Raw genomic sequence first — 20,311 nt, forward strand, 5'->3', positions numbered from 1 at the left:
GTCTGAATCCTTTTAGGTTTCAGACGGCCTAAATGTATGCTTACTTATTGATATTGATTTGCAGCTACACTGCCAAAAAAGACTACAGCCAGTACCAGATAAATTGCCATTACGATGGCAAACAGAATCAAGGAAGCCTTGAAATAATTAGCTTTATTCGGATTGGTGTTTGAGCTGAATGCCCATACAAGCATCATAACTATATTGACCAGCGGAATCATCAAAATCAAGTTTGTTATCAACCATTCTTTGACGCTTACAATCGGAGCCTGTTGATGGCCGATTTGGTTTTGTTCAGTCATATCTTGTCCAATACATTAAATAAAAAGAATAATAATTATACATAATAAAGCCTTATTAGTATAGCATACATATTCAGACGGCCTGAGCCTATGATTTTTGCAGCCGCTATTTCAATCGGATGTAAAACGTACCGTCCGGCACGACGGGCAGGTATTTGCGGTAGAAGTCCAGATAGGTCTTGTTTGGGTCTATGTCGGCAAACTGCTGCGGATACAGGGTTTTGGCGATAAATTGCGCACTGGCCAAATCGGTGAGCGAGCGGGAGGCGGTGTGGTAGATGCCGTAAACGCGTTTGTTTTTGACGGCAGGAATGTCTGCCCAGCCTTTGCGTTTGACAAATCCGGCCAGGCGGCGTTGCGCATCGGCCTGGCTGATGCCTATGCCCATCGCCATAATGCCAGGCTTGTCTTTATGGCCGTTTTCCGTCCCCGAAATGACGATGACGTCGGGTTTGGCCGTCAGGAATTTTTCAGGGTTTATCGGTCCCCAGTTTTTAACGTAAGGCGCGGCGATATTGTTGCCGCCTGCTGTGTCGGCAATCGCGCCCCACATATCTTTGCCGAAGGTGTAGCTGTATTCGGACGGGCCTTTGTCGCCGAACTCGATATAGATTTTCGGTTTGGACTGCTTGGCGCGCGCGACGCGTTTTTGGATGTCGGCAATGCCTCGGGCGTATTCGGCGGCAATTTTTTGGGCGCGCGCCTGCGTACCGTTGAGTTCGCCGAAAATTTCCGCACTGCGCGTGTGCCGCGCGACGGTTTCGGCGTTGAAATCGACCACGACGACGGGTATGCCTGCCGCTTCAATGCGCGGCAGGTGGGTGGCGACGGCCTTATACTGCCAGTCGGCCAGAATCAATACGTCCGGCTTGAGCGCGAGCGTTTTCTCCAGTGAAAACGTGCCGGTGCTGATGTTGCCGATGTCCGCAATGTTTTGCAGCGTAGGCAGCTTCTGTTTGAACATCGCCCAGCTGCCGGGATTGAATTTCTCCCAAAACTCACGCGAAATTCCGATGACGTTTTTAAATTTGTCCGCGCCCGTTACCGCGATATAGTCGGGATAGTAAAACGCCAAAACCGCGCGTTTGACAGGGACATCGACTTTGACTTCGCGTCCCAATACGTCTTTGATAGTTTTGATTTCGGCTTGGGCAAAAAGGGGCAGGAGGGCGAGGGCGGCAAATAAAGCGCGTTTGTTCATGAGCGGATCCTTTAAAAAAAATAATTATCATTATATTTGATTTGTTTTCAGGAGAAAAGTTTCCAGACGGTCCTTCTGCGCCGATATTATTTTCAGACGGCCGTACATTGTTTAAACCTTGCCGAAAAAGTAAAATACCTGTTTTCAAAGACTTTGGAGCCATCATGACCGTCACAACCCGTTTCGCCCCCAGCCCAACCGGCTACCTGCACATCGGCGGCGTACGCACCGCCTTGTTTTCATGGGCGTTTGCCCGCCATCATAAAGGCGAGTTCCTATTGCGTATCGAAGACACCGACTTGGCGCGTTCCACCGCCGAATCCGTCAACATCATCCTCGACGGCATGAAATGGGTCGGTCTGAACTACGACAACGCCGACAACGTCGTGTACCAAACCCGCCGTTTCGACCGCTATAAAGAAGTCATCGCCGAACTTTTAGAAAAAGGCCATGCCTACTACTGCTATTGCAGCAAAGAAGAGCTGGAAGCCATGCGCGAGAAAGCCGAAAAAGAAGGCACGGCGACTTACGACCGCCGCTGGCGTCCCGAAGCAGGCAAAACCCTGCCCGAAATCCCTGCCGACGTACAACCCGTTGTCCGTTTCAAAACACCTTTGGACGGTGTGACCAAATGGACGGACTTGGTCAAAGGCGAAATTTCCATTCCCAACGAAGCGCTTGACGACCTGATTATCGCCCGCGCCGACGGCACACCGACTTACAACTTCTGCGTTGTCGTGGACGACTACGACATGGGCGTTACCCACGTTATCCGCGGTGATGACCATGTGAACAACACTCCTAAACAAATCAATATCTTAAAAGCCATCGGCGCAAATCTGCCCGAATACGGCCACCTGCCGATGATTCTTAACGAACAAGGCAAAAAAATCTCTAAACGCAGCGGCGATACCGTTGCCATTACCGACTTTGGCGCAATGGGTATCCTGCCCGAAGCCATGCTCAACTATCTGGCACGCTTGGGCTGGGCGCACGGCGACGATGAATTCTTCACAATGGAACAATTCATCGAATGGTTTGATTTGAAAGACGTTTCCCCGTCTCCAAGCCGTATGGACTTGAAGAAACTCTACTGGATTAACGGCGAACACATCAAAATCACCGCCAACGAAAAACTGGCCGAAATGGTGAAACCGCGCCTCGCCCTGCGCGACATCCATGAAACAAGCAAGCCTGCTTTGGAAGATGTGTTGGCATTGGTCAAAGACCGCGCCCAAGACCTGAACACCCTCGCTGACGAGTGCCTCTACTTCTACGTCAAACAAACCCCTGCCGAAGCAGACGTGCAGAAACACTGGGACGACGAAGCCGCCGCCCGTATGCTGCGCTTCGCCGAACGCCTCGAAGGTTTGGAAGACTGGACCGCCGAAGCCATCCATGACCTTTTCAAACCTTTCTGCGACGAAGAAGGCATTAAAATGGGCAAACTCGGTATGCCCCTGCGCCTCGCTGTCTGCGGTACGGCAAAAACCCCAAGCGTTGATGCCGTATTGGCATTAATCGGCAAAGAAGAAGTGTTGAAACGGATCCGTTCGTAAGGCATGAATGATAAAAGGCCGTCTGAAAACTAGGGATGCCAAGTTTTCAGACGGCCTTTTCTAACTAAAACCAGAAAATAATGGAATAAGGCAGAGAATATGAGAAAATAATAGCCGCCTGTCTGTTACAACAGTTGATTGCATTAACTTTTATCGGCAGCCTGAATGTCCGAATTGGATAAAATAAGCCGTCAAGAACAAAGACCAACAAGCGTATTATGTAAACTTGGCGGCTGGAAAACTGGCTCTGCGCTTTACTTTACAAATCAAACAACTTTAAAGGAAAACTCATGAAAAAAACCTTACTTGCCCTGATGATGTTATCCGCCGCCGCCGCGTATGCCGGTGAGGCGGAAGACCGTTTGCTGTCCGTCCAATCGGTTTACCGTGCCGCTTTGAATGAGCAAAACAGCAACGACAGCAAAATCATTTCCCTGCAAAGCGATTTGGAAAGCGCGCAGCGCCGTTTGCAGGCTGCGCAATCCGATATTGACCGTTTGAAAGGCGAAATTCAGACGGCCTTGGCTCAGAAAGAGCAGCAAAATGCCAAGCTGCAACAAGCCGGCCAGATGTTGGATGCGGCGTGGAATGCCGTTTACGGCGCAGGCGGCAGCAAGGCGAATCAATAATTTAGACATTGTATCATTTGCGTTTTACGCTTCTTTTATCATATTTATAAGGAAACCTCATGTCCCTACCTCCCTGCCCGAAATGCCACTCCGAATACACTTACGAAGACGGCACTCAATACGTTTGCCCTGAGTGTGCCCATGAGTGGAACGAGGCCGATGCTGCGGCTGCAAGCGATGATGCGTTGGAAGTCAAAGATGCCAACGGCGCGGTCTTGCAAGATGGCGATACGGTTGTCTTGATTAAAGATTTGAAAGTCAAAGGCAGCTCTATGGTCATCAAGCAAGGCACCAAAGTCAAAGGCATCCGCTTACAAGAGGGCGACCACAATATCGGTTGCAAAATCGATGGCAGCGCGATGAACTTGAAATCTGAGTTCGTCAAAAAAGCCTAAAGATTTTATTTTTGAAAGGCCGTCTGAAATCCGAAGATTAGGATTCAGACGGCCTTTATACATTTCATTCAAAATAAAACAAAAGTTATTTAAAATTAAATAAATTGAATAGAGTTGAATTTCAGGCCGTCTGAAAAAGCGGCGGTAAAATGTTCCGCACATACGCGGGTGTAAAACCGTTAAAATAACGCTTTCCCCTATTCTACGGAACCATTATGCCTCAGCCGACCGCCAAACAGATTTTGCACGAAGTATTCGGTTATCCCGAATTTCGTGGCAAGCAGGAGGCTATCGTTAATGCTTTGGCCGGCGGCGAGAGTTTGATGGTGCTGATGCCGACGGGCGGGGGCAAGTCTTTGTGTTACCAGATTCCGGCGCTGATGCGCGAAGGCGTGGCGGTTGTCGTATCGCCGCTGATTGCGCTGATGAACGACCAAGTGGCCAGCCTGCATGTGGCCGGGATTGAAGCGGCGGCAGTCAACAGCAGTACGTCGGCAGATGAGGCGCGCGAGATTGCCGACAAGCTTGCCCAAGGCCGTCTGAAACTGCTTTATGTCGCTCCGGAACGCTTGGTTACCGACCGTTTTTTGCGTTTTCTCGACCAACAAACCGTCAGTCTGTTTGCCATTGATGAGGCGCATTGTGTCAGCCAATGGGGACACGATTTCCGCCCCGAATATCAACAGCTCGGCATGCTTGCCGAACGCTATCCGAACGTCCCGCACATCGCCCTGACCGCTACCGCCGATGCGGCCACGCGCGCCGACATCAAGCATTATCTGCACTTGGACAATGCGCCCGAATTTATTTCCAGCTTTGACCGTCCGAATATTTATTATCAGGTTATCGAAAAAAATAATGGCAAAAAACAATTGCTGGATTTCATCCGCAAGCAGATGTATGGGCAAAGCGGCATTGTGTATTGCTTAAGCCGCAAAAAAGTCGAGGATGTGGCTCAGTTTTTGTGTGAAAACGGCTTGGAGGCGATTCCGTATCATGCCGGTTTGAGCATGGACGTGCGCGAGGAAAACCAACGCCGCTTTACGCATGAAGACAATATTATTGTGGTGGCGACCGTGGCGTTCGGCATGGGCATAGACAAACCCGACGTGCGCTTTGTCGCCCATCTCGATATGCCCCAGAGTGTCGAACATTTCTATCAGGAATCGGGGCGCGCCGGCCGGGACGGTCTGCCTGCCGTGAGCTGGCTGTGTTACGGCTTGAACGATTGGGTGTTGCTGCGCGAACGGATTGCCGAAGGCAACAGCGACGAGGTGCAAAAGCAAATCGAAATGCAAAAACTTGATGCCATGCTTTCCGTCTGTGAAACCGCTGCCTGCCGCCGCGTACTGCTGCTCAAACATTTCGGCGAAGAATCCGAACCCTGCGGCCATTGCGACAACTGCCTGCATCCGCCCGTACGGTTTGACGGCACGGTGTTGGTGCAAAAATTACTCAGCTGCGTGTACCGCGCCGGACAACGCTTTGCCGCCGGTTACATCACCAACCTTTTGCGCGGTAAAAGCGACGATTGGATACAGCGCAATGGCCATGACAAGTTATCCACATTCGGAATTGGCAACGAACAGACCGACAAGGAATGGCGCAGCGTCATCCGCCAGTGCATCAGCCTGGGCTATCTCACCGTCAATGTCGAGCAACATCAAGCCCTGCAGCTGACAGAAGCGGCAAAAAAAGTCCTCAAGGGCGAAACCGAAGTCATGCTGCGTCCCCTGCGCCGCGAAAAAACGGCCACCCAAAAACCGAAAGACGATTGGTTGCGTACCGAGCGCGAAGAGCGTTTGTGGCAGGCATTGCGCCAATGGCGACAACAACGCGCCCGGGCAGAGGAAGTGCCGGCCTATGTGGTTTGCGGCGACAAAACCCTGCGCGATATTGTCGAAAAAATGCCCCGAAGTTTGGAAGATTTACATCAAATCTACGGCTTGGGTGAGGCGAAAATCAATAAATTCGGTTTGGAGATACTCGACGTTTGCGAAACGGCTGAAGCCGGTACGGTTTCCACAGACGGCGCACAAGTTATCCACAGCTTGGGCGAGCGCGAACAGGCCTTAAAACAGGCTTTGGAAACTTGGCGCGAGCAGCAGGCAAGTGCCGATCAAGTAACGCTGGGGACGGTATTCTCCAACGAAAGCATGGACGATTTGTTGACCAATACGCCTGCCGAACCCATCGACCTTTTAGGCGTGTATAAACTCGGCGAAAAACGTATCGAACAATACGGCGAGGGCATTTTAAACATCTGCCGCCCGTTTTCAGACGGCCTGAGCGAAGAGGATAAACGCAAACGCCGCTTGATGCGCCGTCTGCTTCAGTGGAACATCGATACTGCCCGCCATGAGGGCCTCGAAGCCTATCAGATATGCAGCAAAGTCACCCTGCGCGCCATTGCCGCCCGACGGCCGCAGGATTTGGCGGAACTGGCGGAAATCCACGGCATGAATGAGGAGAAAATCAACAAATACGGCGCGGAAATTGTCGAATTGTGCAAACAAGCGGATTAATTGACCGCGATTATCATCAAAGGCCGTCTGAAACCCAATCAAGCATCGTATTTCAGACGGCATTTTTGAAATTTTAATCTTTATAAAACAATAAATAAGAAAATATTTGTATTGAATGTGTCAGTTTTTTGAGGCTGTCACGTCTAAACAGGCATGAAAGATGGGATGGTGCCGATAGATTTTTCGTCCCATCCCATTCAACACACATCGATTAGGAAAATAAATGATCACCTCATCCAATCCCTCTTGGCAGGCCGCTTTCGGTTTGTTGACGCTCAGGCTTTTTGCCGCGTATGAATTTCTTGAGTCCGGTTTGGAAAAATGGAACGGGGAAAACTGGTTTGCAGAAATAAACAGTCAATTTCCCTTTCCGTTCAATTTGTTGTCGGATACGGTCAACTGGAATTTGGCCATGTGGGCGGAACTGGTTTTGCCTGCGCTGCTCATCGTCGGCTTGGCAACGCGGCTGTCCGCGTTGGGATTGATGGTCGTAACGGCTGTCGCATGGTCTGCGGTACATGCCGGCTTAGGGTACAATGTGTGCGACAACGGTTATAAAATGGCACTGATTTATTTGGTGGTTTTATTTCCTGTCCTGTTGCAGGGCGCAGGCCGTCTGTCTTTGGATGCCCTGCTGAAGAAACGCTGTTGCCGTATCAAGCATTTTCTTTAATGATTCACGGTCGCGGGCCGACTTTAAATGCCCGATATTATCCCTTGATTTATTTAAACTCGTATTTTAAAAAGGAAGTTAAAATGAAAAAAAATGTAGCTGCTGCTTTGGCCGGTGCACTGTCCCTGTCTCTGGCTGCCGGCGTTGTTGCCGCTGATAAACCGTTAAGCAGCAAAGCAGGTGTTCAAAAATCTGCTCAAGGCTCTTGCGGTGCAGTTAAAGCCGGTGAAGGTTCATGCGGTGCAAGCGCTGTTTCTAAAGTAAGCGAAGGCAAATGTGGCGAAGGCAAATGCGGTTCAACCGTGGAAAAAACTCACGCCAAAAAAGGCAAAGCATCTAAAGCCAAAGCTGCCAAAGTAGTAGAAGGCAAATGCGGCGAAGGTAAATGCGGTTCTAAATAATCCTGCAACATACCTTTAACAAAGTCGCATTTTATAAACAAAAATGCGACTTTGTCGTTCATACGGCATCATAACAGGACATCACCATGATTCAACACGCAGGCTTGGGCTACCGCCGCGACTTGGCGGAAGACTTCCTCTCGCTTTCAGACGACAGCCCGATACGCTTTATCGAAGCCGCCCCCGAAAACTGGCTGAAAATGGGCGGCAGGGCGCGCAAACAGTTTGACCGCGTGGCAGAGCGGCTGCCGCTGGCGTTGCACGGATTATCCATGTCGCTGGGCGGACAGGCCCCGCTGGATACTGCCTTGATAGACGGAATCAAAGAAATGATGCGCCGCTACGATTGCACGTTTTTCTCCGACCATTTGAGCTACTGCCATGATGGCGGTCATCTCTACGACCTGTTGCCGCTGCCCTTCACTGAAGAGATGGTGCGGCATACCGCGCGGCGTATCCGCGAAGTGCAAGACCGGTTGGGCTGCCGTATTGCCGTGGAAAACACCTCCTACTATCTGCATTCTCCGCTTGCCGAGATGAACGAGGTTGAGTTCCTCAACGCCGTTGCCCGTGAAGCCGACTGTGGTATTCATTTGGATGTGAACAATATTTATGTCAACGCCGTCAACCACGGACTGTTGTCGCCTGAAGCCTTTTTAAAAAATGTGGACGCAGAGCGCGTGTGCTATATCCACATTGCCGGACATGACGTGGAAACGCCGGAATTGTTGATTGATACGCATGGCGCGGCGGTTTTGCCGACCGTTTGGGATTTGCTCGAACTCGCCTATGCCAAACTGCCGACGATTCCGCCCACCCTGTTGGAACGCGATTTCAATTTCCCGCCTTTTGCCGAACTCGAAGCCGAAGTCGCCAAAATCGCCGACTATCAAACGCGTGCCGGAAAGGAATACCGCCGTGCAGCCTGAAACTTCCGCCCAATACCAACACCGCTTTGCTCAAGCCATACGTGAAGGCGAAGTCGCCGACGGCTTGCCGCAAGAGCGCCTGAACGTCTATATCCGCCTGATACGCAACAATATTCACAGCTTTATCGACCGCTGTTATACCGAAACGCTGCAATACTTTGACAGCGAAGAATGGGGCCGTCTGAAAGAAGGTTTCGTCCGCGACGCACGTGCCCAAACGCCCTATTTTCAAGAAATCCCCGGCGAGTTCCTCCGATATTGCCAAAGCCTGCCGCTTTCAGACGACCTCTTGGCATTGATGGACTTTGAACACACCCAGCTGCTCGCCGAAACCGCTCAAACCGACAGCCAAACAACCCATGCCGATTCAGACGATTTGGCCTACACCCTTTCTCCCGCTGCCTTTGTGCGCCGTTATCAGTATGACGTGACGGACGAATTGCAGGAGGCGGAAACTGCTGTTTTGGTGTGGCGCGATAAGGAAGATGACGTGATGTACCAAACGCTCGACGATTTCGATGCCTTATTGCTGGAAACGCTGGCAGAAACGCCCACTTCCCTAAACGGCCTGCAAACCATGCTGGCAGAGTTCATGCCGTCTGAAAACGCTTGGCAGGACGCATTAAGGCAAAAATGGACGGAATGGTTGGAACAGGGCATTTTGGTTGCAGCATAAATCAAGGCCGTCTGAAACGGGCGCAGTCGGTTTCGGTAAAACAAAAATACTACTGAAATCGTTTATAGATTCAATCGCATGCTCTTTCCGTATCAGCGTAAAATCAGAAGCATATTGATCATTCCTTTCATACTGATACATTATGGCCCTACCCGAACTGACCGATGCCGAGCTTGCCGAATCCCGTAAACTGCTGCTGCGCTTTGCCCATATCCAGCTGCCCGACCGCCCCGATTTGGCGGAAGACCTCGTACAGGAAACCATGCTTTCCGCTTACCGCGCGGCCGAGGGTTTCAAAGGTGGCGCCCAAGTGAGCAGCTGGCTGTTTGCAATCTTAAAAAACAAAATTACCGACTGCCTGCGCCAAATCGGGCGGCAACGCCAAGTTTTCGTCACGCGCGACGAAGAAGCTTTGGATGAAGCCTTTGAAGGACATTTTGCCGCCGACGGGCATTGGACGGACGAAGGACAGCCTCTGGGTTGGGACTCGCCCGAAGCCAGTTTGAACAATAAAGAGTTCTATCAAGTTTTGCAGACCTGCCTCTACCAGCTGCCGGAAAACACCGCCCGCGTGTTTACCATGAAAGAAATTCTCGGCTTTTCAAGCGATGAAATCCGCGAACAATGCGACATCAGCCATGCCAACTACCACACCATCATGCACCGTGCGCGCGAAACCTTGCGCCAGTGCCTGCAAATCAAATGGTTCTCCCATGCCTGACAGGAAAATGCCATGAAAAAATGCCGCAAAATAACCGATCTGATTTCCAAACAGCAAGACCAAGTGCATCTCAGTCTTTTTAACCGCATTGCCCTTGCCGTCCACCTGTCGCTCTGCCCCCGTTGCCGCGAATATAAGAAACAGCTCGAATTAATCAGCCATGCCATGCACAAGATGTTTCGATGATTCAAAAAAAGGCCGTCTGAAACCTAATCCTGTCAGTTTCAGACGGCCTTTTTGTATCTGCTTTGTTTATTGCTAACCTTGAATAAGCCATGGTTTGCCACTCACTTTTTTAGCAGTATTTGTTTTCAAACTTGCGCCGTTTGCCTTTGTTTTTTGAGGCATGGCTGAAGATTCTAATACGGTAGAACAAGATAAAGGCCGTCTGAAAGATGAATTTCAGACGGCCTTTTTCACGGCTTTTAGTGTTGTTCTTCCGGCTCGGGTTCGTCTTTGCCGAACCAGTTGTCAAAGCGGATGGTGTATTTCAACTCGCCGCCGGAGGAGCGCGTGCCGATGCGGGCAACGGCTTGGATAGCGCGGGTCAGTTGGTACACGAGCTTGACGGATTGTTCGGCGCTGGAGATACCGTATTCGTAACCTGCGTAGAGGTTGTTGGTGAGCTGTTTGCCGACGGTCAGGACTTGTTCGGCAGGGTTGAGCTCGCCGGTTTGGGCATTGCGGCTGCGTTTGCTGGTAAAGCCCAAATCATCGACAAGGCCGATGCGGTCGTTGATTTGGCCGGCAAGCAGTGCGCTGGCGGCCGCAGAGAGCGTGGCATTGTCGCCGTCGCTGCCGCTGCTGGCACGGTTGAGGATGAGCCAGGAAAGCTTGTCTTTTTCACTCATGGCTTCTTTGGCAACCAAGGTTACGCGCGGATTGTTGAGGCTGCCGAGGACTTCGACGCCAGCGCCGACCGGGGAGAGGCGGCGTTCGGCACGGATGTTGAGGTTTGGATTGGTCAGCGGGCCGACAAAGGAAACAGATCCTTTGGTGATGTCGAGGTCTTGGCCGTAGGCTTTGTAGCGGCCTTTGACAACGCGCACGGTACCGACGCCTTGGACGGCTTCGCCCGGACGGGACGTGATGGCCAGTTTGCCGCCGATGGTAACGTCTGCGCCGTAGCCGACAAAACGGACATTGTCGTTAATGTTCAAGACAAGGTTCATATTAATCGGCGTGGTGGCCGTTGCTTCTTTTTTGGTTTCACCCAGTACGACCACATCGTCGTCGAGACTCGGCATGGAGGATTTTTGCGAACCGAACATGCCGTAGTCGGTATTGAGCGTGCCGTTGAGCGATACGCCTTTTTCCGGATTGTAGAGGACTTTGGCCGCGCCGGAGAGCTGCAGTCGGCGGTTTGGACGCGAGAGGGTGCGGTATTTGTCGAAGACGATGTCCACGTCGACATCGGGGTTGGCGTTGGCAAGGTTGACCGCACCTTTGAGCTCAATCGTGCCGCCACGGTGGAATTTGAGGCTGTCGATCACCCATTTTTGACCTTGCAGGCGCGAACGCAATACGCCGTTATCGAGAATCAGGCCTTGGGTTTGATGGCGGTAATAGAGGTTGTCGCCGTTAATCAGGCCGCTCAGTTGCGGATCGTTCAGACGGCCTGCCAAGTTGACGGCGGCGTTCAGACGGCCTTTGAGGGTTTGGCCGACGGGCAGGAAGTTGCGGAAGACTTCGAGGTTGGCAACGTTCAGGTTGAGTTTGCCGCTCAGAGGGGCGGTATCAAAGCTGGTGCCTTGACCGATGTTGACGGTACCGTCGGCTCGGCCGTAATTGGTTTGGAGGTCGAGGTTGCTGTTGACGGTAGGAGAACCGAGTCGGCCGCCGATGGTGGCGGTCGCGTTCAGACGGCCTGCAATGCCTTGGGCTGTCGCCGGCATAAAGGATTTGAGCGAGCCCAAATCGGGAACGCTGATATTGACTTTGCCGCTGACAGGGGCGTTGTTGATGTTGTTGCCGAACTGCTGGGCGATGCCGAGCGTGCCGTCAACTTTGCCGAAGCGGGTGTTGCCTTCCAGCGTGCTGTCGATGCGGCCGTTTTGGAAACGGGTACGCAGGGCGAGTGCGGAAAGCCCCAAAGGCTGTTTGTTTTTCGGGTCTTTGCTCGGCAGGATGATGTCGCCGCTTTGACGGTTGATGTTGAGAAAGCCGCGCGCGTTTTGACTGTACGCCAAATCCCAGTCGCCGCCCAAGACGAGGTTGTGTTCGATGGGCGGGGTGTAGAAGTTGTGCAATTCGGTAATGTGCAGATTTTGCGCGTTGCCTTTACTGGTAATGCCGGCTTTCTTGTCCCAAACGAAATTTTGCAGGTTGAGGCTGCCGCCCATGGCCGCCCAGCGCGCGCTGCTGAGGGAAACACGTTCGCTGCCGGCTTCGAGGTTGAGGCGGTTTTGCAGTTTGAGGTTGAACGCGCCGTTGATGTCGAGCGTGTCAACCGTGCCTTTCCATTGGGTTTGGTCTTTGTTGAGGCCGCCGGTGGCGTCGAGGTCGAGCTTATAGCGTTTGTTGTCCACCGCCATGCTGCTGTTGCCGCGGATGTGGTGGTGAGAACCTGTGCCGCTGATGAGCAGGTTGACGTTGTCAATCATGGCCGCGCCGCCGGATACGGCGATGTGCTCGCCTTTGATGTCGGCATTCAGCGGACGGTTGGTATCTGGCGAACCTTTAAGCTTAAAGTCGAGGGTACGGATGTTGACGGTATCGGCGACTTTGAAGTTGCGCGCTTCGCCGTTCAAATCGGCTTCAAGGGTTTTGAGGCCGTCTGAAAAGCTGCCGGAGATGTAGCCGCGCGCGTTGAGCAGGCCGCCCAAGCCGAAGCCGAAACGCGACAAATCGGGGGCGGTAATATTGAGGTTGAGGCGGTCGCCTTTTTTGCCGAAGCTGCCGTTGGTTTTGACGATGTTGCTGCCGAGGGTCAGGTCGGTCAGGGCGCGAGAGAGGTGTTTGTTTTCATAGGCGACGTCGGCTTTGCCGCTGAGCGGAACGCCGTTGAGCGTACTCGGTGCAAACTGCATTTTGCCGGCGAATTTTTCTTGCGCCAGTATGCCGGTTAAGTTGATGTTGCCGTTGACGCTGCCTTGCGGAAGCTGCGGATCGATGCGCGCAGGGTTGAAGGCTTTGCTGACAATGTCCAGTTGCAGTTTGCGGTCTTTGAAGAGTTCGAGCGAGCCTTTGGCATTGAGTTCGCCGCCGTTTTGCGGAACCAGGCGGACTTTGTCGAGCCTGAGCGTGCGCTGGCCGAGCTGTTTGTCGGTTTGGAAAAACAGCATGCCGTCTGTACGCGCAAATCCGCTGTCGAGATTCCAGTTGACGACAGGGGAGGAGGTTTCGCCTTTGACGTCGATACTGCCGTTCAGACGGCCTGCGATGTTTTGACGGACAAAGTCGTCTGCGCCGGTATTGTTGATGCCCAGTGCGAGTTTGAGCTGGTCTTGGGCGGTATCGATTGAACCGGATACGTCGATGCTGCCGTCTTTGAGCAGGCCGACGCCGATGTCTTCGATTTTGACCGTTCCTTTGTCGTCGACAATGAATTCGCCGAGGATGCGTTTGACGGGGATATGGTTTTCATCGGCAAAACCGGCTTGGTCGTTTTCCAAGTCTATCGAGCCTTCCAGCGCAACGCCGTCTGTAAAGGACGGAATGGTGGTGGCATCGAAATTCAGGCGCGCTTTGGGCAGGGTGGGCAGGAAGGCCTGCGGATTGATGTTGGAACCTTTAATCAGGATTTCGCCGACGGTTTCATTGAGGCTGTCGGCGAATGGGTGAATGGTGGATTTGGCCGACAAATGAACGTTGTCGCTATCGAGCAGCAGGTCGGTGGATACGTCTTGCAGGCTGCCCCACAGGCGCACCGTACCATGTAGGGTTTCGCCCTCAAGCTGGCCTTTGGTATAGATGGCGGTATTGAGGACGTAGGGTTTGTTCAAACCGACCACCACCGCGCCTGTCGAGCTGCTCCAAGGCGTGTCGGCGGTTTTGATGTGGAGGCGGTGTTCTTTTTTGTCGTAATGATAGGCCGCGTGCAGATGGTCGAGATAGACGGTCTGCTTGTCAAAACGCTTGCCCACGCTGATTTTGCCGGTTTCCAAACGGTCGAGATAGGCGGTAACGGGCAGGTCTATGCTGTCGGGTAGGCCTTTTGAAGGCTCTTCTTCTTTGGGCGGCGTGCGTTTGGTCACGATGGCGATGTCGCCGGCCACGACTTCGGTAATGTGCAAGGACGGACGGGTCAGCTCGGACGGTTTCCAATCAAAGCGGAAGCTGCTGATTTTGACATCCGCACCTTCTGTTTCAATCAACCATTTGTCGCCTTCAAAACCTTCAATCAGCGTACCCTTCAGCGTATCCGAAGAGATTTTGACGCCGAACCATGACGGGATCTTGTACAAACCGAAACGCAAACCCGATTCCGTACCGACCAGCCAGCCGATTGCGCCGGCGGAAACGGTCAATACGCCCAAGGCGGACAGGACAAAGCCGCGCAACAGGCGTTTTTTGCGCTTTGGCGGGGCGGGCTGTTGTTCAGACGGCGTGGAAGTGTTTGCAGTATCGGTCATGATATTTTTCTGTTTGTCTGTTGTTCAGACGGCCTGAAATGGCTGAGGCCGTCTGAAAGAATGGATGGTGTATGTTTGTTAAAACCTTGTGCCCAAGCTGATGTGCCAGCGGATTTTTTTGTCGTGGTGGCCGTAGGCAATGTCGAAGGAGAACGGCGCAACCGGGCTGAACCAGCGCACACCCAAGCCGGTACCGTGTTTTAAGGTCAAGTGTTTGAAGTTGCTTGCCGCATCGCCGACATCGTGGAAGATGGCGCCGGAGAAGCTTTTGGTGACCGGAAATTGATATTCGAAGCTGCCGACCACCAAGGCGCGTTGCGGCAGGACGGAGCCGTTGGGGCCGGCCAAGCCGATGCTGTCGAGTTCGTAACCGCGTACGGAAGTCGCGCCGCCGGTACGGAACATCAGGCTGGACGGTACTTCTTCGCCTTCGCGGGCATAAACGTAGCCTGCCTGTCCGCGTACGATGAATGTACCGAGTTTTTTGTTTTCAGGCGTGAAGAAATAGCCTGCGCGTGCCGTGGCGCGTGCCATTTGGGTGGAGGAAAGGAATTTGCCCAAAGTTGCCCCGATTTTGCCGTCGAGGTAGTAGCCGTTTTGAGGGTGTAGCTCGGTTTCGATGCTTTGCCGTTTCCATGAGGCGGTCAGCATGGTGGCATGGCTTCGACCCAAATCGTAGCTGGTGTCGGGGACTTTGCGGTCTTCGGTAATGAATTCGAGGCCGAAGCGGGCATCGATATTGTTGCGGTCGCGGACATACCAAATACCGCTGGTCAGGGCGCGTTTTTCAAGGTTTTGCGTGGTTGAGCGGTTGTAGGAAACGTTGCTGGTCCAGTAGTTGCCGCGGTTGTTGCGCGGTTGGCTGATACCGGTGGCCAGCGTGGTCTCGTATTTGTCCATGTCCCAAACGATGGAACCGATGTAACCTTTGTTAAAGAGGTTGTAATAGTCGTAGGCGATGCGGCCGCCGATTCCGTATTCGGAGTCGTAGCGGATACCGGTTTCCAGCTTGTGGCGCTTGACTTCGGTCACGTTGATTTTGACGGGAACGCGGTCGCCTTGCAGTTGATCGAAATCGGCCTGTACGGACGCGCCGGAATAGTGGCCGTTTTGTTCAAGCGCCTGTTGCAGGTCGAGGATTTTGTCCAAGTCGTAAGGCGAACCGGGTTGGAAGCGCGCCATGCCGGAAACCACGCTCTCAGGGTAGCGGCGTGTGCCGGTGATTTGGAAATCGCCAAAGTAAATGGGGCGGTTGCTCTCTACGATGACGTTCAAATCAGCTTTTTGGGTATTGGGATTGATGGTGGCTTGGGTGGTGGTGAGTTTCGCCAAAGGATATTTTTTGCGTGTTACCGCGCTGAGTACGGAGGTTTTACTTGCACTCCAGCCGTCTTGGTCGAAGTTTTCGCCAACGGGCTGCTGCCAGTTTTCCATCGCATTTTGGTAGTACTCGGCCAAGTTGTCGTCATTCAATACGTCGCCGAGGATGGCCACGCTGACGTTGTCGACTTTGGTGCGCGGGCCGGGGGTAACGTTGACGGTGTAGCTCTCGCCGTGGTCTTGAATATTGACGTTGCTGTTGAAGTAGCCTTTGGTCCGGAGCATCGTTTTGACGTTGTCGGGTGCCTCTTCGGCGAGGAAGCCGACCTGCTCTTTGTCCAGCTCTTCGTCCTGCTGCTGGGTAATCAGCGGCAGATATTCTTCAAGCATTTCTTTGATTTCGCTGTCTTGGGTGTCGATTTTGACGGGAAATTTGGGCTTGAGTTTGCCTGTTTGGTCGTCTTTGGGTTGCTTGGGCATTTCGGATTCGGGAACAGCCTCGTAGTCTTCCGCTTTGGGAACGGAAGTATCTACTGCCAACGCGTGTCCGTAGGCGAGCGCCAATGATGCAAATAAAACAGGGTAGGTCAGTTTGGTCATGATGTGTGTTCGACAGCGACAATTCTTCAGTTTGGGGATTTTAACATTATTTCTGCAAGGTTTCAGGCTATGGTTATAAACGGAAATTTAGCGCGATAATGTTGCAAAATGTGACGTAAGGGCGGATTTTGGTTTGTTTCTATCTGATTGTAATATTTATGTTTTGTGTTTTGACTGATGAAGTTACCTTTATATTCGGCTCTATGGCGCAGATTTCAGGCCGTCTGAAATCAAGATTATAGAGGGATAAGGCAACGGTATGGGTATGCTTGAAAGTAGGATTTGAGCGGGTTTGATTGTATTTTTGGCATAAAGTGCCAACTGTGTCATAAATGCTAAACTTTAATGCTGTTTTTGTGAGGTGTGCATGAAAACCTCGCCGACAAATGATTTTTTATTTTAGAATGTAAGACTTTTTTAACATATCTTTAAATTGAAGGAACGGATATGGCAAGTGGCAATCCGCTTTTAAACGCGATCAACAGCGTCAGCCTGGTGGTGCAAATCGCCATCGGCTTGGTTTTAGGTATTCTTGTGGGCGCAGTTGCGCCGCAAGTCGCTATCAGCGCAGGACTGCTGGGCAGCCTGTTTGTCGGTGCGCTTAAGGCTATTGCACCGATTTTGGTATTTGTTTTGGTGACTGCCGCCATTGCGCAACACCAAAAAGGCAATCAGGCCCACATAAAACCGATTTTGATTTTGTATATTTTCGGTACGTTCGCAGCGGCTGTGGTGGCGGTTGTCGCCAGCATGGCATTCCCGACTACGCTGATTCTGCGTGCGGCCGGCGATGTGTCCGTTGCGCCGCCTTCCGGCATTGTCGAAGTGTTGAAAACGCTGCTGATGAATTTGGTGGCCAACCCGATTAACGCGCTGGCCAATGCCAACTATATCGGCATTTTGGCTTGGGCTTTGGTATTGGGCGCGGCTTTGCGCCATCACGGTTCGGATACGACCCGCCAAGTGGCGGCCGACTTGGCCGATACCGTTTCGACGGTTGTGAAGTGGATTATCCGTTTTGCGCCGTTGGGTATTTTCGGCTTGGTGTCCTCTACCATTGCGGAAACCGGTTTTGAAGCGCTAGCCGGTTATATGCAGCTGTTGGCCGTATTGCTTGGCTGTATGCTGTTTATCGCTTTGGTGGTCAATCCGATTATTGTGTGGACGCAAATCCGCAGCAATCCTTTCCCACTGGTGTTTACCTGCCTGCGCGAAAGCGGCGTGTATGCCTTCTTTACCCGTTCTTCCGCCGCCAACATCCCTGTGAACATGGCATTGGCGAAAAAACTGGGTCTGCACGAAGACACTTATTCTATCTCCATTCCATTGGGTGCAACCATCAATATGGCCGGTGCGGCAATCACCATTACCGTTTTGGCGATGGCTGCGGCGCACACGCAAGGCATTACGGTTGACTTTGCCACTGCCCTGCTGCTGAGCCTGGTGGCCACCGTCAGCGCGTGCGGTGCATCCGGTGTGGCCGGTGGTTCGTTGTTGCTGATTCCTTTGGCGTGCAGCCTGTTCGGTATCGACAACGATGTGGCCATGCAGGTGGTTGCTGTCGGCTTCATTATCGGTGTGATTCAAGACTCTGCAGAAACTGCGTTGAACTCTTCCACCGACGTTTTGTTTACTGCCGCTGCCGATTTGGGCCGTCAACGTAAAGAGTGATTTTTAAGGGCAACCTAAATCCAGCAAAGGCCGTCTGAAAAGTTTCAGACGGCCTTTGTTTTATGCCAAGCAAAGGGATTTTTAGATGGTCAAGCCGATAGATTGGTTTGGTCGGCCTGACGGTATCCGCTGTCATCAGTCGGATTTTTCCCGTAAAATACAGTCTTGAATGTATTTGAACACTTCTTTTCAGACGGCCTGACCGTCTTATCACATTTGTAAAAACAATGATTAAAAAAATATTCTCATGGTTCGAGTCCCGCATCGACCCTTATCCAGAAGCCGCGCCGAAAACGCCAGAAAAAGGGTTGTGGCGGTTTATTTGGAGCAACATTGAAGGCGTGCGCAAATGGATTGCCGTGTTGGCCGTATTTACGGTCGGTGTCGGCATCATGGAAGCCTTGATGTTCCAATTTATGGGCAAGGTGGTCGACTGGCTCGGCGCGTATACACCGCAAACGCTTTTTGTTGAAAAAGGCCATGCTTTAATCGGCATGATGGCCATGGTGGCATTTTTTGCCGTTTGGACCTTTTTCGCGTCCAGTGTGCGCCTGCAAACCCTGCAAGGCGTGTTCCCCATGCGCCTGCGCTGGAATTTCCACCGCCTGATGCTGGGTCAAAGCCTGGGCTTTTATCAGGACGAATTTGCAGGACGCGTGTCCGCCAAAGTGATGCAAACCGCGCTGGCGCTGCGCGATGTCGTGATGACCGTCGCCGATATGGTTGTGTATGTGCTGGTGTACTTCATCACTTCCGGCGTGATTCTGTCCTCATTCGATGCCTGGCTTATCGTGCCGTTTATCTGCTGGATGATTGGATTCGCGATGATTATGCGCTTCCTGATTCCCAAACTCGGCAAAACCGCTGCACGTCAAGCCGATGCGCGCTCGCTGATGACCGGCCGCATTACCGACGCCTATTCCAATATCGCCACCGTCAAACTCTTCTCCCACGGCGCACGCGAGGCCGCTTATGCCAAGCAGTCGATGGAAGAGTTTATGGTAACCGTCCATGCCCAAATGCGTTTGGCAACGCTGCTGCACACCTGCAGCTTTATCGTCAACAGCTCGCTGACCGTCGGCACGACCGCCTTGGGTATTTGGCTTTGGTATCACGGCCAAGTCGGCGTAGGCGCGGTAGCTACGGCCACGGCCATGGCATTGCGTGTGAACGGTTTGTCGCAATACATCATGTGGGAGTCTGCCCGATTGTTTGAAAACATCGGTACCGTCAACGACGGCATGGCCACCCTGTCCAAACCCCACACCATCCTCGACAAACCGCAAGCCCTGCCGCTGAAAGTCACCCGAGGCGAAATCAAGTTTGATCACGTCGATTTCTCCTACGAAGCAGGTAAACCGCTCCTCAACGGCTTTAATCTGAACATCAAACCCGGCGAAAAAGTCGGCTTGATCGGCCGCAGCGGTGCAGGCAAATCCACCATCGTCAACCTGCTCCTGCGCTTTTACGAACCGCAAAGCGGCACGATTTCGATCGACGGCCAAAGCGTGGACAGCGTTACCCAAGAAAGCCTGCGCGCCCAAATCGGCTTGGTGACGCAAGATACTTCGCTGCTGCACCGCTCCGTCCGTGACAACATTATCTACGGCCGTCCCGATGCGACCGAAGCCGAGATGATTTCTGCCGCCGAACGTGCCGAGGCCGCCGGTTTTATTCCTAACTTGAGCGATGCCAAAGGCCGACGCGGCTATGATGCGCACGTTGGCGAACGCGGCGTGAAACTTTCCGGCGGCCAGCGCCAACGCATCGCCATCGCCCGCGTTATGCTCAAAGACGCGCCGATTCTGTTGCTTGACGAAGCCACCAGCGCGCTCGACTCCGAAGTCGAAGCCGCCATCCAAGAAAGCCTCGACAAAATGATGGAAGGCAAAACCGTGATTGCCATCGCCCACCGCCTCTCCACCATTGCCGCGATGGACCGCCTCATCGTCTTGGACAAAGGCCGCATCATCGAAGAAGGCAGCCACACCGAGTTGCTCGCGAAACAAGGTCTGTACGCCAAACTTTGGGCGCACCAAAGCGGCGGCTTCTTGAGTGAGCATGTCGAGTGGGAAAACAATTAAACGCTTTGAAAGAAGATAAAAGGCCGTCTGAAAACATTTTCAGACGGCCTT

Annotated in this window: 16 protein-coding genes; 12 read left to right on the forward strand and 4 right to left on the reverse strand. The window is 52.5% G+C overall.

The genetic code is table 11. The features are described from left to right. Window positions 1–44 precede the first annotated feature (44 nt). Complete coding sequence (locus tag HMPREF2865_RS06330; protein WP_049344932.1) at window positions 45–302, reverse strand: hypothetical protein; 258 nt, start codon at window positions 300–302, stop codon at window positions 45–47. A 106-nt stretch (window positions 303–408) separates the two neighbouring features. Then, window positions 409–1,503, reverse strand: coding sequence for an ABC transporter substrate-binding protein (locus HMPREF2865_RS06335; RefSeq protein ID WP_070646467.1), 1,095 nt, complete (start codon window positions 1,501–1,503; stop codon window positions 409–411). A gap of 164 nt (window positions 1,504–1,667) precedes the next feature. Here HMPREF2865_RS06335 and gltX point away from each other — a divergent pair, with 164 nt between their 5' ends. From gltX to HMPREF2865_RS11995, 10 genes are all read left to right on the forward strand, one after another. After that, a complete protein-coding gene (gltX, locus tag HMPREF2865_RS06340; protein WP_070646468.1) occupies window positions 1,668–3,062 on the forward strand; it encodes a glutamate--tRNA ligase in 1,395 nt (464 codons plus the stop codon). Between the two features lie 290 nt (window positions 3,063–3,352). Further along, entirely contained in the window at window positions 3,353–3,691 is a 339-nt protein-coding gene (locus tag HMPREF2865_RS06345) for a hypothetical protein (protein WP_070646469.1), read from the forward strand. Window positions 3,692–3,750: 59 nt separating this feature from the next. Then, the gene (locus tag HMPREF2865_RS06350) at window positions 3,751–4,086 is read left to right on the forward strand and encodes a zinc ribbon domain-containing protein YjdM (protein ID WP_070461010.1); all 336 of its coding nucleotides are present in this window, start codon (window positions 3,751–3,753) and stop codon (window positions 4,084–4,086) included. A gap of 215 nt (window positions 4,087–4,301) precedes the next feature. Beyond that, window positions 4,302–6,611, forward strand: coding sequence for a DNA helicase RecQ (gene recQ, locus HMPREF2865_RS06355; RefSeq protein WP_070646470.1), 2,310 nt, complete (start codon window positions 4,302–4,304; stop codon window positions 6,609–6,611). A 223-nt stretch (window positions 6,612–6,834) separates the two neighbouring features. After that, window positions 6,835–7,284, forward strand: coding sequence for an HvfX family Cu-binding RiPP maturation protein (locus tag HMPREF2865_RS06360; protein WP_070606467.1), 450 nt, complete (start codon window positions 6,835–6,837; stop codon window positions 7,282–7,284). An 83-nt stretch (window positions 7,285–7,367) separates the two neighbouring features. Further along, window positions 7,368–7,685, forward strand: coding sequence for an HvfA family oxazolone/thioamide-modified RiPP metallophore (locus HMPREF2865_RS06365; protein WP_070606464.1), 318 nt, complete (start codon window positions 7,368–7,370; stop codon window positions 7,683–7,685). A gap of 86 nt (window positions 7,686–7,771) precedes the next feature. Next, window positions 7,772–8,614 (forward strand): HvfB family MNIO-type RiPP peptide maturase, encoded by an 843-nt coding sequence (locus HMPREF2865_RS06370; protein WP_070646471.1) that lies wholly within the window; start codon window positions 7,772–7,774, stop codon window positions 8,612–8,614. Then, window positions 8,604–9,290, forward strand: coding sequence for an HvfC family RiPP maturation protein (locus tag HMPREF2865_RS06375; protein ID WP_070646472.1), 687 nt, complete (start codon window positions 8,604–8,606; stop codon window positions 9,288–9,290). Before HMPREF2865_RS06370 ends, HMPREF2865_RS06375 begins: the two co-directional genes overlap by 11 nt. A gap of 142 nt (window positions 9,291–9,432) precedes the next feature. After that, window positions 9,433–10,011, forward strand: a complete 579-nt coding sequence (locus tag HMPREF2865_RS06380) for a sigma-70 family RNA polymerase sigma factor (protein ID WP_070646473.1) — start codon at window positions 9,433–9,435, stop codon at window positions 10,009–10,011. A 12-nt stretch (window positions 10,012–10,023) separates the two neighbouring features. Further along, window positions 10,024–10,197, forward strand: a complete 174-nt coding sequence (locus HMPREF2865_RS11995) for an anti-sigma factor family protein (RefSeq protein ID WP_141752527.1) — start codon at window positions 10,024–10,026, stop codon at window positions 10,195–10,197. Window positions 10,198–10,436: 239 nt separating this feature from the next. Here HMPREF2865_RS11995 and HMPREF2865_RS06385 read toward each other — a convergent pair whose 3' ends face one another. Next, window positions 10,437–14,585, reverse strand: a complete 4,149-nt coding sequence (locus tag HMPREF2865_RS06385; protein WP_070646474.1) for a translocation/assembly module TamB domain-containing protein — start codon at window positions 14,583–14,585, stop codon at window positions 10,437–10,439. A gap of 78 nt (window positions 14,586–14,663) precedes the next feature. Further along, entirely contained in the window at window positions 14,664–16,505 is a 1,842-nt protein-coding gene (locus HMPREF2865_RS06390) for an autotransporter assembly complex protein TamA (protein WP_070646475.1), read from the reverse strand. A gap of 447 nt (window positions 16,506–16,952) precedes the next feature. Between HMPREF2865_RS06390 and sstT the strand changes: the two genes are divergently transcribed. Continuing rightward, the gene (gene sstT, locus HMPREF2865_RS06395) at window positions 16,953–18,176 is read left to right on the forward strand and encodes a serine/threonine transporter SstT (RefSeq protein WP_070646476.1); all 1,224 of its coding nucleotides are present in this window, start codon (window positions 16,953–16,955) and stop codon (window positions 18,174–18,176) included. 227 nt (window positions 18,177–18,403) lie between these two features. Beyond that, the gene (locus HMPREF2865_RS06400; protein ID WP_070646477.1) at window positions 18,404–20,260 is read left to right on the forward strand and encodes an ABC transporter ATP-binding protein; all 1,857 of its coding nucleotides are present in this window, start codon (window positions 18,404–18,406) and stop codon (window positions 20,258–20,260) included. Window positions 20,261–20,311 lie beyond the last annotated feature (51 nt).

The sequence above is a fragment of the Neisseria sp. HMSC073G10 genome, assembly GCF_001812605.1.
GTDB classification, from domain to species: domain Bacteria; phylum Pseudomonadota; class Gammaproteobacteria; order Burkholderiales; family Neisseriaceae; genus Neisseria; species Neisseria subflava_A.

Coding starts and splice junctions, on each gene's coding strand:
- gltX (WP_070646468.1), top strand. CDS start 1,668: ATGACCGTCACAACCCGTTTCGCCCCCAGCCCAACCGGCTACCTGCAC.
- HMPREF2865_RS06400 (WP_070646477.1), top strand. CDS start 18,404: ATGATTAAAAAAATATTCTCATGGTTCGAGTCCCGCATCGACCCTTAT.
- recQ (WP_070646470.1), top strand. CDS start 4,302: ATGCCTCAGCCGACCGCCAAACAGATTTTGCACGAAGTATTCGGTTAT.
- HMPREF2865_RS11995 (WP_141752527.1), top strand. CDS start 10,024: ATGAAAAAATGCCGCAAAATAACCGATCTGATTTCCAAACAGCAAGAC.
- HMPREF2865_RS06335 (WP_070646467.1), bottom strand. CDS start 1,503: ATGAACAAACGCGCTTTATTTGCCGCCCTCGCCCTCCTGCCCCTTTTT.
- HMPREF2865_RS06360 (WP_070606467.1), top strand. CDS start 6,835: ATGATCACCTCATCCAATCCCTCTTGGCAGGCCGCTTTCGGTTTGTTG.
- HMPREF2865_RS06385 (WP_070646474.1), bottom strand. CDS start 14,585: ATGACCGATACTGCAAACACTTCCACGCCGTCTGAACAACAGCCCGCC.
- HMPREF2865_RS06370 (WP_070646471.1), top strand. CDS start 7,772: ATGATTCAACACGCAGGCTTGGGCTACCGCCGCGACTTGGCGGAAGAC.
- HMPREF2865_RS06345 (WP_070646469.1), top strand. CDS start 3,353: ATGAAAAAAACCTTACTTGCCCTGATGATGTTATCCGCCGCCGCCGCG.
- HMPREF2865_RS06350 (WP_070461010.1), top strand. CDS start 3,751: ATGTCCCTACCTCCCTGCCCGAAATGCCACTCCGAATACACTTACGAA.
- sstT (WP_070646476.1), top strand. CDS start 16,953: ATGGCAAGTGGCAATCCGCTTTTAAACGCGATCAACAGCGTCAGCCTG.
- HMPREF2865_RS06390 (WP_070646475.1), bottom strand. CDS start 16,505: ATGACCAAACTGACCTACCCTGTTTTATTTGCATCATTGGCGCTCGCC.
- HMPREF2865_RS06380 (WP_070646473.1), top strand. CDS start 9,433: ATGGCCCTACCCGAACTGACCGATGCCGAGCTTGCCGAATCCCGTAAA.
- HMPREF2865_RS06330 (WP_049344932.1), bottom strand. CDS start 302: ATGACTGAACAAAACCAAATCGGCCATCAACAGGCTCCGATTGTAAGC.
- HMPREF2865_RS06365 (WP_070606464.1), top strand. CDS start 7,368: ATGAAAAAAAATGTAGCTGCTGCTTTGGCCGGTGCACTGTCCCTGTCT.